The sequence below is a fragment of the Isoptericola luteus genome (assembly GCF_020297055.1).
In the GTDB taxonomy this organism is placed as follows: Bacteria; Actinomycetota; Actinomycetes; order Actinomycetales; family Cellulomonadaceae; genus Isoptericola; species Isoptericola luteus.
Genome location: NZ_JAIXCQ010000004.1, coordinates 302,472 through 317,874, shown reverse-complemented (window position 1 = coordinate 317,874; position 15,403 = coordinate 302,472). Strand labels below are relative to the sequence as shown.

The 15,403-nt window shown below is 74.8% G+C and carries 13 protein-coding genes and 2 tRNA genes; 8 read left to right on the top strand and 7 right to left on the bottom strand.

The features are described 5' to 3' along the window. Positions 1 to 58 precede the first annotated feature (58 nt). From LEP48_RS08330 to LEP48_RS08300, 7 genes are all read right to left on the bottom strand, one after another. On the bottom strand, positions 59 to 739 hold the full coding sequence (locus tag LEP48_RS08330; RefSeq protein WP_225565114.1) for an ABC transporter permease: 681 nt from the start codon (positions 737 to 739) through the stop codon (positions 59 to 61). Next, complete coding sequence (locus LEP48_RS08325; protein ID WP_225565113.1) at positions 736 to 1,380, bottom strand: ABC transporter permease; 645 nt, start codon at positions 1,378 to 1,380, stop codon at positions 736 to 738. Before LEP48_RS08325 ends, LEP48_RS08330 begins: the two co-directional genes overlap by 4 nt. Continuing rightward, the gene (locus LEP48_RS08320; protein WP_225565112.1) at positions 1,377 to 2,198 is read right to left on the bottom strand and encodes an ABC transporter ATP-binding protein; all 822 of its coding nucleotides are present in this window, start codon (positions 2,196 to 2,198) and stop codon (positions 1,377 to 1,379) included. The genes LEP48_RS08325 and LEP48_RS08320 overlap by 4 nt, the downstream gene beginning before the upstream one ends. Positions 2,199 to 2,369: 171 nt before the next feature. Beyond that, positions 2,370 to 2,445 (bottom strand) — tRNA-His (locus LEP48_RS08315). A gap of 70 nt (positions 2,446 to 2,515) precedes the next feature. After that, positions 2,516 to 3,151, bottom strand: a complete 636-nt coding sequence (gene orn / locus LEP48_RS08310) for an oligoribonuclease (RefSeq protein WP_225565111.1) — start codon at positions 3,149 to 3,151, stop codon at positions 2,516 to 2,518. Positions 3,152 to 3,317: 166 nt separating this feature from the next. Then, positions 3,318 to 3,497, bottom strand: coding sequence for a hypothetical protein (locus LEP48_RS08305; RefSeq protein WP_225565110.1), 180 nt, complete (start codon positions 3,495 to 3,497; stop codon positions 3,318 to 3,320). A gap of 181 nt (positions 3,498 to 3,678) precedes the next feature. After that, positions 3,679 to 3,752, bottom strand: a tRNA-Arg gene (locus tag LEP48_RS08300). A 182-nt stretch (positions 3,753 to 3,934) separates the two neighbouring features. Here LEP48_RS08300 and LEP48_RS08295 point away from each other — a divergent pair. The 8 genes from LEP48_RS08295 to LEP48_RS08260 all read left to right on the top strand — a co-directional run bounded on the left by LEP48_RS08295 (position 3,935) and on the right by LEP48_RS08260 (position 15,321). Beyond that, on the top strand, positions 3,935 to 5,614 hold the full coding sequence (locus tag LEP48_RS08295; RefSeq protein WP_225565109.1) for a GTPase: 1,680 nt from the start codon (positions 3,935 to 3,937) through the stop codon (positions 5,612 to 5,614). Further along, a complete protein-coding gene (locus LEP48_RS08290) occupies positions 5,611 to 7,206 on the top strand; it encodes a GTPase (protein ID WP_225565108.1) in 1,596 nt (531 codons plus the stop codon). The genes LEP48_RS08295 and LEP48_RS08290 overlap by 4 nt, the downstream gene beginning before the upstream one ends. Positions 7,207 to 7,256: 50 nt before the next feature. Then, complete coding sequence (locus LEP48_RS08285; RefSeq protein WP_225565107.1) at positions 7,257 to 7,871, top strand: single-stranded DNA-binding protein; 615 nt, start codon at positions 7,257 to 7,259, stop codon at positions 7,869 to 7,871. Between the two features lie 156 nt (positions 7,872 to 8,027). Further along, a complete protein-coding gene (ettA, locus tag LEP48_RS08280; RefSeq protein WP_225565106.1) occupies positions 8,028 to 9,710 on the top strand; it encodes an energy-dependent translational throttle protein EttA in 1,683 nt (560 codons plus the stop codon). Positions 9,711 to 9,877: 167 nt separating this feature from the next. Further along, a complete protein-coding gene (locus LEP48_RS08275) occupies positions 9,878 to 10,888 on the top strand; it encodes a phosphotransferase (RefSeq protein ID WP_225565105.1) in 1,011 nt (336 codons plus the stop codon). Between the two features lie 73 nt (positions 10,889 to 10,961). Then, positions 10,962 to 12,950 carry a dynamin family protein gene (locus tag LEP48_RS08270; RefSeq protein WP_225565104.1) on the top strand — a complete coding sequence of 663 codons (1,989 nt, stop codon included), beginning with the start codon at positions 10,962 to 10,964 and terminating at the stop codon, positions 12,948 to 12,950. After that, on the top strand, positions 12,947 to 14,752 hold the full coding sequence (locus LEP48_RS08265; protein WP_225565103.1) for a dynamin family protein: 1,806 nt from the start codon (positions 12,947 to 12,949) through the stop codon (positions 14,750 to 14,752). Before LEP48_RS08270 ends, LEP48_RS08265 begins: the two co-directional genes overlap by 4 nt. A gap of 65 nt (positions 14,753 to 14,817) precedes the next feature. Further along, a complete protein-coding gene (locus LEP48_RS08260; protein WP_225565102.1) occupies positions 14,818 to 15,321 on the top strand; it encodes an acyl-CoA thioesterase in 504 nt (167 codons plus the stop codon). The last annotated feature ends 82 nt before the right edge of the window (positions 15,322 to 15,403 follow it).

Below are 15,403 nucleotides of genomic sequence, written 5' to 3'. Positions count from 1 at the left end.
GGCGTCCCCGGTCGGGGATCGCCGGTGATGGAGGAGGAGCGGGTGAGAGGGGAGCGGGTCAGGTGCGGCGGACCGCGGCGACACCGCGGGGGACCACGGCGCGCTCCAGGAGCGCGAACGCCAGGTCCAGCACGACGGCGAGGACGACGATCACGAGTGCGGCCCCCAGGATCTGGGAGAAGTCGCGCAGCTGGATGCCCTGCACGATGTAGAACCCGAGGCCCCAGCTGCCCACATACCCGGCGAGCGTCACCGTGGCGACCACCTGGAGCGTCGCGGAGCGTAGCCCGCCGATGAGCAGGGGCAGGCCCAACGGCACCTCGACCCTGCCCAGCACCTGGCCGGGCGTCATGCCGACCGCCCGGGCGCCGTCGACGACCCGCCGGTCCACCGCCTCGACCCCGGCGTACGCGCCCGCGAGGATCGGCGGGATCGCCAGGAGCACGAACGCCGTCGTGGCGGCCCCCACCTTGTGCGTGACGCCGAGGACCAGCACGAGCAGCAGCACCAGCCCGAACGAGGGCACGGCCCGCGCGGCGCCGGACAGGGCGACGGCGATCTCGCGCCCACGCCCTGTGTGGCCGATGACCCAGCCGGCCGGGACGGCGACCAGGGCTGCGACGAGGACTGCCACGGCGGTGAACGCCAGGTGCGTCCAGACCGCCTGGGACAGGGGGAGCGAGCCGGCGGCACGGTCGGGGGAGAAGATCCAGGCGATGGCGTCGGCGAAGAGGTTCACGCGGCGACCCCCCGCCGGGTCCAGGGCAGGACCGCCCGGCCGAGCAGCACGAGCAGCCCGTCCACGACCAGCGCGACCACCACGACGGCGACGACACCGGCCCCGATCTCGGCGACGATCTGGCGCTGGTACCCGTTGGTGAACAGGTAGCCCAGGTTGTCGATGCCGATGAGGATGCCGACGGTGGCCAGCGAGATGGTGGAGACCGCGGTGACGCGCAGCCCCGCGAGGACGACGGGCCCGGCCAGGGGCAGGTCGACCCGCCAGAACTGCTGCCACGGCCCGTACCCGACGGCGACCGCCGCCTGGCGCACCGCGGGCTCGACGGAGGCGAGGGCGTCGGCCACGAACCGGGTCATGATCGCGACGGCGTAGATCGTCAGCGCGACGACGAGGTTGACCTCGGACAGGAAGCTGATGCCCAGCAGCGGCGGCAGCAGGGCGAACAGGGCCAGCGACGGGATGGTGTACAGCAGCCCGACGAGGGTGAGCACCAGGCCGCGGGTGAGCCGGAACCGGAACGCGAGCCAGCCGGCGGGGATCGCGAGCACGAAGCCGAGCAGGATCGGCACCGCGCTCTGGCGCAGGTGTTCGACCGTGAGCCGCCCGACGAGGTCGAGGTTGTCGGCGACCCAGGTCACTGGCTGCCCTCGACGAGCACGCCCTGGGTGCGTCCCGCGGAGTCGACCAGGACGGTGCCGCGCGCGGTGGACTTCGGCCGCAGCGCCCGCCTGCCGCGCTCGACCCCGATGAAGCTCGCCACGAAGTCGCTGGCCGGGTTCTCGACGATCTCGCTCGGGGAACCGACCTGGGCCACCTGGGCGCCGGCGGAGAGGATGACCACCTGGTCGCCGAGGAGGAACGCCTCGTCGATGTCGTGGGTGACGAACACGACCGTCTTGTTGAGCTCCTGCTGCAACCGGATCGTCTCCGTCTGCAGCTCCGCGCGCACGATCGGGTCCACCGCTCCGAAGGGCTCGTCCATGAGCAGGATGTTCGGGTCGGCGGCGAGCGCCCGTGCCACCCCGACGCGCTGCTGCTGCCCGCCGGAGAGCTGGCTCGGGTACCGCTCCGCGAGCGCCCGGTCGAGGCCGACGACGTCGAGCACCTCGTGGGCGCGGTCGCGGGCCCGTGTCTTGGGCGTGCCCTCGAGCCGCAGCACCGTGGTGACGTTGTCGATCACCTTCTGGTGGGGGAGCAGGCCACCGTTCTGCAGCACGTAGCCGATGCTGCGGCGGAGCTTGACGGGGTCGCGTTCGCCCACCGGCGTCCCGTCGATCTCGATGCTGCCCGACGTCGGCTCGACCATCCGGTTGATCATGCGCAGCAGCGTCGTCTTGCCGCTGCCGGAGGAGCCGACGAGGACGGTGGTGCGGTGCGGTGGCACCACCAGGTCGAAGTCCGCGACGGCGACGGTGCCGTCGGGGTACGTCTTGGTCACCGAGCGGAACTCGATCATGGGCGCGGCCTCCAGACCCGGGGTGTCGACGTTCCCGGCGCCGCCCTAGCCGACCACATCCGGGCGCCGCGCGCGAGCGACTTTCCCGGTCCTGTCGCAGATCAGGCGATCCGGCAGGGTCCGCAGACGCGACGAGGCCCGACCCCCCGGGGGGTCGGGCCTCGTGCGTGGTGGGGTGGCTAACCGGGCTTGAACCGGCGACCTCCTGGACCACAACCAGGCGCTCTACCGACTGAGCTATAGCCACCACGACCCTGTGACTCGGGCAGATGCCGAAGTACCGGGCCGTCGAAAAGTGTACATGGTCCGCGAGGCGGTCAGGACGCCTCGGGCCTGCGCGTGACGGACGTCTCGTGGATGCGCCCCGCGACGGCGCGTGCCGTCTTCGTGTCGGGGCCGGGCTGCGGCACGAACAGGGCCTCGCGGTAGTACCGCAGCTCGTCGATGCTCTCGAGGATGTCGGCCAGGGCGCGGTGCCCGCCGTCCTTCTTCGGGGAGGCGAAGTACACGCGCGGGTACCAGCGGCGGGCGAGCTCCTTGATGGAGGAGACGTCGACGATGCGGTAGTGCAGGTGGCCGACGAGCTCGGGCATGTCCCGGTCGAGGAACATCTTGTCCGTGCCCACGGAGTTGCCGGCCAGGGGCGCCTTGCCCGGCTCGGGCACCCACTCGCGGACGTAGTCGAGGACGGTCTGCTCCGCCTGGGCGAGCGTGACGCCGCCGGCCAGCTCGGTGATGAGTCCCGACGTCGTGTGCATGTCACGCACGAAGTCGTTCATCTGCTCCAGCGCCGGTGCGGGCGGGCTGATGACGACGTCGACGCCGTCGCCCAGCACGCGCAGCTCGGAGTCGGTCACGACGGCGGCGACCTCCACGAGCGCGTCCGCGCGCGTGTCCAGCCCGGTCATCTCGCAGTCGATCCAGACGATGCGTTCGTTGGGGTTCGCGCTCACGGGCCCCAGCCTACGGTCCACCCGCCTCGCGCCGCGCCGCCGACAGGCCAGCGCACGACGAGGGCCCCGGTGCTCCGGAGCGCTCCGTGCGGAGGCGGTCCGGGCACCGGGGCCCTGTGGTCGTGGCCGCCGTCGCCCGGACTGACGGACGGTGCGGCGGGGACGGTCATGCGGTGGTCCTGCCGGGCAGCCACCGGGCGATCCCGGTGCGGCGCCGGCGGGCGTGCGGCGTGCGGCGCAGCTTCTGCTGCTCCCGCAGTCGTCGGTACGTGCGTTCGCGCTCCGCCTCGTCGTGGCGTTCGCGCATGATGACCTGCGCAAGAAGCAGGTTCTCGGGGGTACTCATGGTGAGCGGGTTTCCTTCGTGACGTGGGCTGGTCGGTCCGGGCCAGGGACCACCCGTGCGACCGGCATGGGGCCGGTCGCGCGTCACCGCGGTGCAGGACAGATCATGCCGAGGTCCGTGCACCGCGCGCACGGCTTTATCCGAGGTGGAGCGTCGTCGCTCCGCCGCTGCGACAGATGGGTGCCCCCGGCAGGATTCGAACCCGCGACCCGGTCATTAGAAGTGACCCGCTCTATCCAACTGAGCTACGGAGGCAAGCGAGCAGAGTTTAGCCCAGCGGGCAGTGGCCACGGCAGGCCACGAGCGCGTCCTGGAGGCGGCCGCCGTCGACGACGGCGGCACCTCGGTGGCGGCTCGGCGGCGGGCTGTGCGAGCGATCGCACCCCCGTGCGGCGCGCGCGTTTGGCAGGTCACGTGACACCGGCAAGGATGTGCCCGTGACACCTTCTCTGGGAACGCGTGCGTCGCGACGTGCCGCACGCCAAGCCGACGCCGCCGTCGCGGAGGAGATCGGTCTCACGGTGCACGACGTCGCCAGCGACCTGCGCCGCGACGTCGCGGCGGTGAGACTCCCGCTCCCCGTCGCGGGCGCGGCCGACGCCGAGGCCTCGCGCGACCGGCTCCTGGCCCAGCTCGACGAGCACCTGCTGCCGCGCATGGCGGAGCTCTCCTCGCCTGCGGTGGTCGTCGTGGCGGGCTCCACCGGCGCGGGCAAGTCGACGCTGTACAACTCGCTGCTCGGCGAGGAGGTGTCCCAGGCAGGCGTGCTGCGACCCACGACGCGCGAGCCGGTCCTGTCGGTGCACCCCCTGGACGCGGACCTGCTCAGCGCCGGCCCGCTCGTGGAGCTGTCCCGGGTGGTGCAGCACGAGGCCGTCCCGCGCGGCACGGCGCTGCTGGACGCCCCGGACCTGGACTCGTTCGTGCAGGAGAACCGGTCCACTGCGCAGCAGCTCCTCGAGGGCGCTGACCTGTGGCTCTTCGTGACCACCGCGGCCCGCTACGGCGACGCGCTGCCGTGGCAGGCCCTGGCCCGGGCCACCGAGCGCGGCGCCTCGGTGGCGATGGTGCTCAACCGGGTGCCGAAGGAGACGCTGACGACCGTCCGCGGGGACCTGCTGCAGCGGCTGCGGGAGCACGGCATGACCGACGTCCCGCTGTTCGTCGTCCCCGACGTGGGCCCGCACGAGGGCATGCTCGAGCCCGCCGTCGTGGCACCGGTGCGGCGCTGGCTCTCGCTGCTCGCGGGCCCCGACCGCTCCCGCGCGGTCATCGTGCGCACCCTCAAGGGAGCGCTCGGCGCGCTGCCGGGCTGGGTCACGTCGCTCGCGGACGCCGTCGACCGGCAGCGCGACGCCGCGGACACCCTGCGCCGCACCGTGGAGGGGGAGATCCCCGCCGCGCGGCGGCTCGCGCGGGACGCCGTGGGGGCAGGTGTCGTGGCGGGCGCGTCGGTGGAGGCGCGCTGGCGCGAGCTGTCGGGCGCGGTCGGCGTGGACCGGGTCAAGGTCCGTGGCGACCGGGCGCGCAGCACGCGCCGTGCCGGGCGGGCACGTTCCGAGGCGCTCGACGGCCTGCGCGGGGACGTCGTCGCGGCCGCCGCCCGCACCCTGGTCGCCTCCGGGGCACGGGTGGAGGAACGTCTGCGGGGCGTGCTCGCCGGCCCCGGGGCACCGGAGGGCGGCGAGTCGGTGGCCCCCGACGGGACCGCACGGTCGGCCGCCCGCGAGGAGTCGGTGCCACCCGTCGTCGAGGAGTGGGCGGACGGCGCCGACGCCCTCGTCGCGACGGCGGCCGCGAAGGACGGCGACGCCCCGCCCCAGGACGCGGCGCGGCTCGCGGCGGCGGTGAAGGCGTACGGGCAGCACGGGCTCGCGACGCTCCTGCTCGCCGCGGCCGCGGGCAGCGACGACGCCGCCAGGGTGCTGACCCGCGTGCTCGGCACGCTGGCCGACGGGCCCGTCGCCACCCTGCGCGAGGACCTGGCCGACCGCGCCGCCGGCGTCGTGGACGCCGAGGTGCAGGCGGTGCTCGACGAGCTGGGGTCGACGGACCTCGTGGACGATGCCGCTGCCGGGCTCCGGGTGCGGCTGGCCGAGCTGAGGAGACTGACATGAGCGCCACCGGGCATCGATCCGACGACGCCACGCTCCGTGCCAGGACCGAGGACCTGGCCGAGGCCCTGAGCATCGCCGGGCCGCGTCTCGACGACGAGACGTCCCGACGGGTGTCGACCGCGGTCTCCGGGGTGCGCGAGCGCCTCGCGCTCGGCGTGGACCACACGGTCGTCGCGTTCGCGGGCGGCACCGGGTCGGGCAAGTCGAGCCTGTTCAACAAGGTGTCCCGGCTGAGCTTCGCGGACGTCGGGGTCAAGCGGCCCACGACGGCCCGGGTCACCGCGTGCTCCTGGTCCGACGACGCCGAGGCGCTGCTCGACTGGGTGGGCGTCGACCGCGAGCGACGGATCGTCCAGAGCGGGGAGCTCGACGGTGGCGACGAGCGCCTGCTCGCCGGCCTGGTGCTGCTCGACCTGCCCGACCACGACTCGGTCGAGCCCGCCCACCGCGAGGTGGTGGACCGGGTGCTGCCGCTGGTCGACCTGCTGGTGTGGGTGGTGGACCCGCAGAAGTACGCCGACGACGCCCTGCACTCCGGCTACCTGCGGTCCGCCGTCGGGTCGGAGGCGTCGATGGTCGTCCTCCTCAACCAGGTCGACACGGTCCCCGAGGCGCAGCGCGTCAACCTCGTCGGCGACCTGCGCAGGCTGCTGGCCGACGACGGCCTCACCGGGGTCGTCGTGCAGGAGGTGTCCGCGCGCAGCGGCGAGGGCGTGGAGCAGTTCCGGTCGCTGCTGGAGGAGGCCTGCTCGCGCCGGTCCGTCGCCGCGGGGCGTGCTGCCGCGGAGCTGGACTCGGCGGCGCGGGTCCTGTTGGCGCAGACGCCCGCCGAGGTGCCGTGGCAGATGGGGCCGGCCGTCGAGCGCGAGCTGGACGCGCTGGTGGCGGCGACCGGCCTCCGCTCGGTGGCGAGCCAGGTCGGCAACGCGGTGCGCAACGGCTACGGGCACCCGGAGGTGCCCCCGCCGGACCGTGACGCCGTGGCGCTGTCGCGGGCGCGCTGGCTGACGCGCGCCGGTGCCTCGTTGCGGCCGGGCTGGCAGCGATCGCTCGCGGAGTCCGTCGCAGGGGCCGACCAGCTCCGGACGGCGGTGGCGGGCGCCCTGCGCGGGGTCTCGCTCGACGTGCGTGGGCCGGCGCGGGCGCGCCTGCTGCGCCGCACGGCCTGGGCGCTGGCGGGTCTCGCGGTGCTCGTCGCCGTGGCCGGCGTGCTGGCGATGACCGGAGTGCTCGACCTCGCCGACCCGTGGCCCGTGGTGATCCTCTGCCTCGCCGGTCTGCTGGCCGCGGGCGCCGCGGTGGCGGCGCTCGTCGGGGTGGGCACCCGCCGGAAGCTGGCGAGCCGGCGCGAGCAGGCCGTCGCGTCGGCGGGCCGTGCCGCGCTCGAGCGGGTGCTCACCGAGGGTCTGGGGGAGCCGACGCAGAAGCTCCTGGTGGAGCACCGCAGGGTGCGCGAGCTCGCGCAGGCGGCCACGGAGCTTCCTGCCGCAGCACCGCTCACCGGGGCCCTGAGGCTGCCCACAGCCGACGCGCTCGGCACGTCGTCCACCGAGGGGACGGCGGGGGCGGCGCCCGCGGGCTCGCGCGGCTGATCCTGGGCCGGTCGGCCGGCACCTCGCCGGCCCCGAGCACAGGAGGACGCATGAGCGACGTCAACGTCACGGTCGTCGGCCACGCGGGCACGGAGCCTGCCCTGGCCACCTCGGCGAACGGTACGGAGTGGACCACCTTCCGCCTCGCGAGCACCCGGCGGGTTCGGGACCCCCGGACCGGCGAGTGGAAGGACGGCGACACGCTCTGGTTCACGGTCAAGCTGTTCCGTGACCGGGCCCGGCACGTGAGCCTGTCGCTGCGCAAGGGCGACCCGGTCGTCGTCGTCGGGCGCCTCGGCCTCGAGGAGTGGGAGACGGAGCGCGTGCACGAGCTCCCGGGCGGCGGCACCACGACGATCACCGAGCGGCGGTCCCGGCTGGTCGTCGACGCCCAGCAGGTCGGCGTCGACGCGACCCGCGGCATGGTGCGCTTTGCCAGGGTCGAGAAGCACGCCGGTCCCGACCGAGGCGACCAGGAGCGGGGCGACCACGAGCCCGGAGGCCTCGAGCGCGGTGTCGCCGTGCCCGACGACGCGTCGTCGCTCGTGCCGCCGGACCCGTGGGCCACGGCCGGCCCCGACGCCTCCGCGAGTCCCGCCGGCCCCGGCACGGCAGGCACCACCGACGGGGTGGACGCCGAGGAGCAGGAGCCGGCGCGCGCGTGACGGACCCGGCGCAGCCCCGCGTCGGGTCGCGTAGGCTGGGGGACCGGCCGCGTAGCCGGTCCTCCAGCGCGCCCGCTGGAGCCCGGGTGACCCGGCGCGCACGACGCGCCGGCCCCGCAGACAACTCCGTGCGATCGAACGGTGGAAGCAGAGCCAGTGGCTGAGTTCATCTACTCCATGTACAAGGCGCGCAAGGCGCACGGCGACAAGGTCATCCTCGACGACGTGTCGCTGAACTTCCTGCCCGGCGCCAAGATCGGCGTCGTCGGCCCCAACGGTGCCGGCAAGTCGACCATCCTCAAGATCATGGCTGGCCTCGAGCAGCCGTCCAACGGTGAGGCGCGGCTGTCGCCGGGCTACACCGTGGGCATCCTGCTGCAGGAGCCGCCGCTGAACGAGGAGAAGACGGTCCTCGGGAACGTCGAGGAGGCCGTCGGCCCCATCAAGGCGAAGATCGACCGCTTCAACGAGATCTCCGCCCTCATGGCCGAGCCGGACGCGGACTTCGACACGCTGCTCGCCGAGATGGGCACGCTGCAGGAGGAGATCGACGCCGCCGACGCCTGGGACCTCGACTCCCAGCTCGAGCAGGCGATGGACGCGCTGCGCTGCCCGCCGCCGGACGCCGACGTGAGCGTCCTCTCCGGTGGTGAGCGCCGCCGCGTCGCGCTGTGCAAGCTGCTGCTGGAGAAGCCCGACCTGCTGCTGCTCGACGAGCCCACCAACCACCTGGACGCCGAGTCGGTGCTGTGGCTCGAGCAGCACCTGGCCACCTATCCGGGCGCCGTCCTGGCCGTCACCCACGACCGGTACTTCCTCGACCACGTCGCGGAGTGGATCTGCGAGGTCGACCGCGGCCGCCTGTACCCCTACGAGGGCAACTACTCCACGTACCTGGAGAAGAAGGGTGAGCGCCTCAAGGTCCAGGGCAAGAAGGACGCCAAGCTCGCCCGCCGCCTCAAGGAGGAGCTGGACTGGGTCCGCTCGAACGCGAAGGGCCGCCAGACCAAGTCGAAGGCCCGACTGGCCCGCTACGAGGAGATGGCTGCCGAGGCGGAGCGCACCAGGAAGCTCGACTTCGAGGAGATCCAGATCCCCGCGGGCCCGCGCCTGGGCAACGTGGTCCTCGAGGCGAAGAACCTGCAGAAGGGCTTCGACGGCCGCCAGCTCATCGACGGCCTCAGCTTCACGCTGCCCAAGAACGGCATCGTGGGCGTCATCGGCCCGAACGGCGTCGGCAAGACGACCCTGTTCAAGACGATCGTGGGCCTGGAGCCGCTCGACGGCGGCGAGCTCAAGGTCGGCGACACGGTGAAGATCTCCTACGTCGACCAGTCGCGCGGCGGTATCGACCCGAAGAAGACCCTGTGGGAGGTCGTCTCCGACGGGCTCGACTTCATCAAGGTCGGCAACGTCGAGATCCCCTCGCGCGCCTACGTCGCGTCGTTCGGCTTCAAGGGCCCGGACCAGCAGAAGCCCGCGGGCGTGCTGTCCGGTGGCGAGCGCAACCGCCTGAACCTGGCGCTGACGCTCAAGCAGGGCGGCAACCTGCTGCTGCTCGACGAGCCCACCAACGACCTCGACGTCGAGACCCTCGGTTCGCTCGAGAACGCGCTGCTCGAGTTCCCGGGCTGCGCCGTCGTGGTCTCCCACGACCGGTGGTTCCTCGACCGCGTGGCGACGCACATCCTCGCCTACGAGGGCACCGAGGAGGACCCGGCCAACTGGTACTGGTTCGAGGGCAACTTCGCCTCCTACGAGGAGAACAAGGTGGAGCGCCTCGGCGCCGACGCCGCCCGCCCGCACCGCGTGACGTACCGCAAGCTCACGCGCGACTGACCGCGACGAGCCTGCTCCCGACGCCCCCGGGCACCTTCACGGTGCCGGGGGCGTCGTGCTGCGGTGGTCGTGCCGGTGGTCGTGCCGGGGGTCGGACTCGGCCGTCGGACAGGCGCCCCGACAGGAAAAGGCTGGGGGAGGCCGCCTGGTCCCGGGATACTTCGGCCATGACCGCGACGACCACCCGCGACCGCCCCACCTGGCCCGATCTGCCCGCCGGCGTCCGCGCGGGGATCGAGGCGCGGCTCGGGGCGACGGTCACCGGCTGGACGAGCCATGACGGCGGGTACTCCCAGGGGCTGGCGTCCACGCTGCGTACCGACCGGGGCCCGGTCTTCGTCAAGGCGGTTCCCACGGAGCACGAGCTCACCGCACGGCTGTACCGCCAGGAGGCGGAGCGGTCGGCGCTGCTCGGCGAGGGCGTGCCCGCCCCGCGCCTGCGCTGGCTGACGGAGATCGGCCTCGCGCAGGGGCCGGAGTGGGTCGTGCTGGCCTTCGACGCGATCGAGGGCCGCGTGCCGGCGCAGCCGTGGCGGGACGACGAGCTGCGTGCCGTGCTCGACCTCGCGGTCGAGGTAGGCGAGCACGAGGTCGAGGTGGGGGTGCTGCCCGACTTCGCCTCCGAGCTGCCCGTCGACCGTGCCGGGAGGCTCGCGGACGAGCGGCCGGCGGGGCTCGCGTCGTTCGACCCGTGGCTGGCCGAGCACCTGGACCGGCTCTCGACGATCGAGCGCGACGCGGCTTCGGCGGTGGCCGGCGACAGGCTCGTCCACGGCGACCTGCGCGGCGACAACGCGGTGATCGTCGCTGGTGGTCCGAGCCGTGCGCGGGGCCACGGGCCAGGTGACCACGGGCCAGGTTGCGGCGGGCCAGGGCGCGGCGGTGCGGTCGCCGTCGACTGGGCGTACCCGGGGCGGGGCGCAGGCTTCTGCGACCTCGTCGGCATGCTGCCCGCCGTCCAGGTGGAGGGTGGGCCGCCGCCCGAGGAGGCGCTGCGGCGCCGTCCTCTGCCGACGGGGACGGACGAGGACGCGGTGACGGCGTACCTGGTGGCCCTCGCGGGGTACTTCGTGCACGCGTCGCTCCAGCCGCCGCCCCCGGGCATCCCGCACGTGCGCGCCTTCCAGCGTGCGCAGGGCGAGGTGTGTGTGGCGTGGCTGCGGCGCCGGCTCGCCTGATCTCCCGCCCGCGACGGCGCCCGGCCCGGCGGGCCGGTCTGCACGGATCGTCCCTGATGGGCACACTGGGCCTATGACCGACCCGGACCCCGTGCCCGCCCCGCAGGACAGGGACGACGCCGGGCACGGTCCCGAGGGTCCGTCCGGGACCGCGCCGCTGGCGGCCGCGCTGGAGTCCCTGCGCGCTCGTCTCGCCGCGCTGCGGCTGCCGCTCGAGACGCCGGGGTCAGGCCCGGACCGCACGGACCGGCAGCGGGCGCTGGACCAGCTCGACGACTACCTCCTGCCCCGGCTGCGGGCGGAGAGCGCCCCGCTGCTCGTCGTGGTGGGTGGCTCCACGGGGGCGGGCAAGTCCACCCTGGTGAACTCGTTGCTGGGCGAGCCGGTCTCGGCGCCGGGCGTGCTCCGCCCGACGACGCGTGCTCCGGTGCTCGTGCACCATCCCCTCGACGCGCGCTGGTTCAGCACCGACCGCGTGCTGCCCGGGTTGGCCCGCATCTCGGGCTCGGGCGGAGCCCCGGGCGTTCCGCCGGAGCACGCCGCCGCAGCCGCGCTGCGGCTGGTGGCGAGCGACGCCCTGCCCCAGGGTCTGGCGCTGGTCGACGCGCCCGACGTCGACTCGGTGGAGGTGGCCAACCGCGACCTGGCCGCGCAGCTCCTCGCCGCGGCGGACCTGTGGCTGTTCGTCACCACGGCCGCGCGGTACGCCGACGCCGTGCCGTGGGACCTGCTGGCGGCCGGGGCACGGCGGCGGGCGCAGGTCGCGATCGTCCTGGACCGGGTCGACCCGGGATCCGAGGTGGTGGCGGAGGACCTGCGCCGGATGATGAGCGAGCGCGGTCTGCGCGACGCGGAGCTGTTCGTCCTCGCCGAGGCGACCGAGGCGGGCTCGGGGGCGCTGGTCGACGGCCTCCTGCCCGAGCACGCCGTCGCCGAGGTGGCGACCTGGCTCTCGGGGCTGGGCGGCGACCCGGACGCTCGAACCCGGGTCGTGGCGGCGACCCGGGACGGCGTGGTCGACGACCTCGTGCGCCGCGCCGTCGACCTCGCCGACGCGGCCGACGCCCAGCAGGCGGCGGACGCCCGGCTGCGCGACGTCGTGCGCCGCCACCACGCCGACGCCCTCGCCCAGGTGGAGGCCGCGACGTCGGACGGCGCTCTGCTGCGCGGCGAGGTCCTCGCGCGCTGGCAGGACTTCGTCGGTACGGGGGAGTTCTTCCGGTCGTTCGAGGCCGGCGTAGGGCGCGTGCGCGACGCCGTCGCGGGCTTCTTCCGGGCCCGTCCCCAGCAGGGGCCGCAGGTCGAGCAGGCCATCGCGCACGGGCTCGAGTCCGTGGTGCTCGATGCGGCAGAGCAGGCGGCCGAGCGGACGCACGCCGCGTGGCGCGGGGACGCCGCGGGTGCCGCGCTCGTGAGCGGGCTCGACCTGTCGCGCGCGCCGGCCACGCTGCGCGAGGAGGTGGCCGCCCAGATCCGCGGCTGGCAGGACGACGTGCTGGCGCTCGTGCGGGAACAGGGGGCCTCGCGCCGGGGCACGGCGCGCGCGGTGTCGTTCGGGGTCAACGCCTTGGGGGTGAGCCTCATGGTGCTCGTCTTCGCGTCGACCGCGGGTCTCACGGGCGCGGAGATCGGCATCGCCGGCGGGACGGCGATCGTCGCGCAGAAGGTGCTGGAGGCGGTCTTCGGCGACGAGGCGGTGCGCCGGCTCGCGGCCCAGGCCAAGGAGCGGCTGTCCGGGCGCATGGACGCGGTGCTCCGGGGTCAGTCGGCGCGGTACACGGCCCAGCTCGACGCCCTCGGGACCGCCGACGCGGGCGGCGACGGGCTGCGCGAGGCCGCCCGCGCCGTCGCAGCGGCCGCGCGCGCCGAGCGGGCCGGGCGCCCCGACCCCGAGGGCACGACCCGTCCGTGGAGCGGTGGCCTGCTGCGCGGGGCGGGCACGGTGGCGCCGCCGACGATCGACGGCGTGCCGGTGACCACGGCCGACGACGCGGCGGACACGACGTCGCACGGGCGAGGCTTCTGGCGCCGCGTCCTGCGGCGCAAGGACGGGGCGTCGTGAGCCGCACCGGAGCGCACATCGACCTTGCCGACCGGACGTCCGCGCTCGAGACCGCCGTCGGTGCCGCCGAGGGCCGGCTGGACGTGCCGCTGCTCGACGACGCCCGCGCCGTCGCCCAGCGTGCCCGCGAGCGCGGCGGGCTCTCGGCCGACCACACGGTGGTGGCGCTCGCGGGAGCGACCGGGTCCGGCAAGTCGAGCGTGCTGAACGCCGTCGCCGGGTCCGCGGTCGCGACCGTCGGCGTGCGGCGTCCGACGACGGCGCACGCCGTGGCGGCCGTGTGGGGGGACGGGGCGGGCCCCCTGCTCGACTGGCTCGAGGTGCGGCGACGGCACGAGGTGCAGGCGCCGGAGCTGGACGACGGCGCCGGGGCGAGCGATCCCGCCCCGCCACCTCGGCCGACCCCTCTGCGCACGGGACTTGCCCGGCTCAGGCGCACGTCGCCGCCCGCGGGCATCACCACGGGCCTCGTGCTGCTCGACCTGCCCGACCACGACTCCGTCGTCACCGAGCACCGGGTGCGCGCCGAGCGGCTCGTCGAGCGGGCGGACCTGCTGGTGTGGGTCGTCGACCCGCAGAAGTACGCCGACGCAGCCCTGCACGAGCGCTACCTGCGCCCGCTGGCGGGTCGCGCGGAGGTGGTCGTCGTCGTGCTCAACCAGGTGGACCGCCTCGCGGCGGACGAGGTCGACGCGCTGCTCGCCGACCTGCGGCGTCTCGTCGTCGCCGACGGGCTCGACGGCGCCCGGGTGCTCGCGCTGTCGGCACGCACCGGCCAGGGGGTGGACCAGCTCAAGGGTCTGCTCGCCGAGGCCGCGGCGCGGCGCGAGGCGGCGACCGCGCGGCTGACCGCCGACCTGCGCGCCGTGGCGCAGCGCATCGAGGCGGCGTGCGGGCCGGGGGCGCGCGTCACGGCTTCCGGGAGGGCGGCGACGGATCTCGTGGACGCGCTGGAGGACGCCGCGGGAGTGCCGACCGTCGTCGACGCCGTGGCCGCGACGCACCGCCGCGACGCGCATTTGGCCACGGGCTGGCCCCCTACGCGCTGGGTGTCGCACCTGCGACGCGACCCGCTGCGTCGTCTGGGCCTGCGCCGCGGTGGCCCTGGTGGCCCTGGTGGCCCTGGTGGCACGGGTGGCACTGTCGTGACGGCCGGGGGCGGTGGGCACGGCCCGGCCGAGGACCGTCCTGAGCTGATCCGCAGCTCGCTGCCCACCGCCCGGCCGGCCGTCCGCGCCGCGGCCGCCACCGCCGTGCGCCGGTACGTCGACTCGGTCACCGACCAGCTGCCCGACGCGTGGGCGCTCGCCGTCCGCGAGCGCGGCCAGGAGCCGATCGACCGGCTGCCCGGCGAGCTCGACCAGGCCGTGGTCGGCACGCGCCTGGAGGCGGCACGCCGCCCGCGCTGGTGGGCCGTGGCCGGTGCGGTGCAGTGGTTGCTGCTCGTGGTCGCCGTCGCGGGCCTGCTGTGGCTCGCGGCCGCGGCCGCGGTGGAGTACTTCCGGCTGCCGTCGTTGATCCTTCCGGTGCTCACGGTCGACCTCACCGCGTCCGGCGGGGGTGTCCTCGAGGTGCCGTGGCCCACGCTGCTCGCGCTCGGCGGGCTGCTGGGCGGGCTGCTGCTCGCCCTCGTGAGCCGCGGGATCGCGGCCTGGGGTGCCCGGCGTCGGGCGGCGCGGGTGCGCAAGGCCTTGCGCGACGCCGTCGCCCGCGTGGGCGACCGGCTGGTGCGGCTGCCCGTCGGCAACGAGCTCGCCGCGCTCGCGGACTGCCGTACGGCGGCGTCGATCGCCGCGTCCTGAGGCCCCCTCCGGGCAGATGTCCCCGCCGGCGGCCGGTTGCGCTGACGCCGTGCGACGATGCCGGGATGACTCGTCTGCACGTGCCCGTCCCTCTGCGCTGGTCCGACCTCGACGCCTACCAGCACGTCAACAACGTCGCGATGCTCCGGCTGCTGGAGGACGCGCGTATCACCGCGTTCTGGCGGCATGACGACGCGGCGCTGGGCGAGGAGTGGCCGACGGCGATCCTCGACACCGGCCCGCACGCAACGTCGCACACCCTGATCGCCGGTCAGCAGATCGAGTACCTCCAGCCCCTCGCGTTCACGCGCACGCCCGTCCGTGTCGAGATGTGGATCGGCACGATCGGCGGGGCGAGCCTCGAGGTCTGCTACGAGGTGCACGACGGCGTCCCGGGTGGGTTCCCGCGCTTCGGCGCGGCCTCGGGCGGGCGGCCGTACGTCAAGGCCGTCACGACGATCGTGGTGGTCGACGCCGCGACCGGGAAGCCGCGCCGCATCGCCCCGGACGAGCGTGCCGCGTGGGTGCCGTACGTCGAGGAGCCGGTGACCTTCCGCCGCCGCGGCTGACCCTTTCCGGCCGCCGAACAGGAGGCTGGTCCCGCTATGGGGCCCCGACCGGCCCCCAAACGGGGCCCCCCCCCAGGTGGGG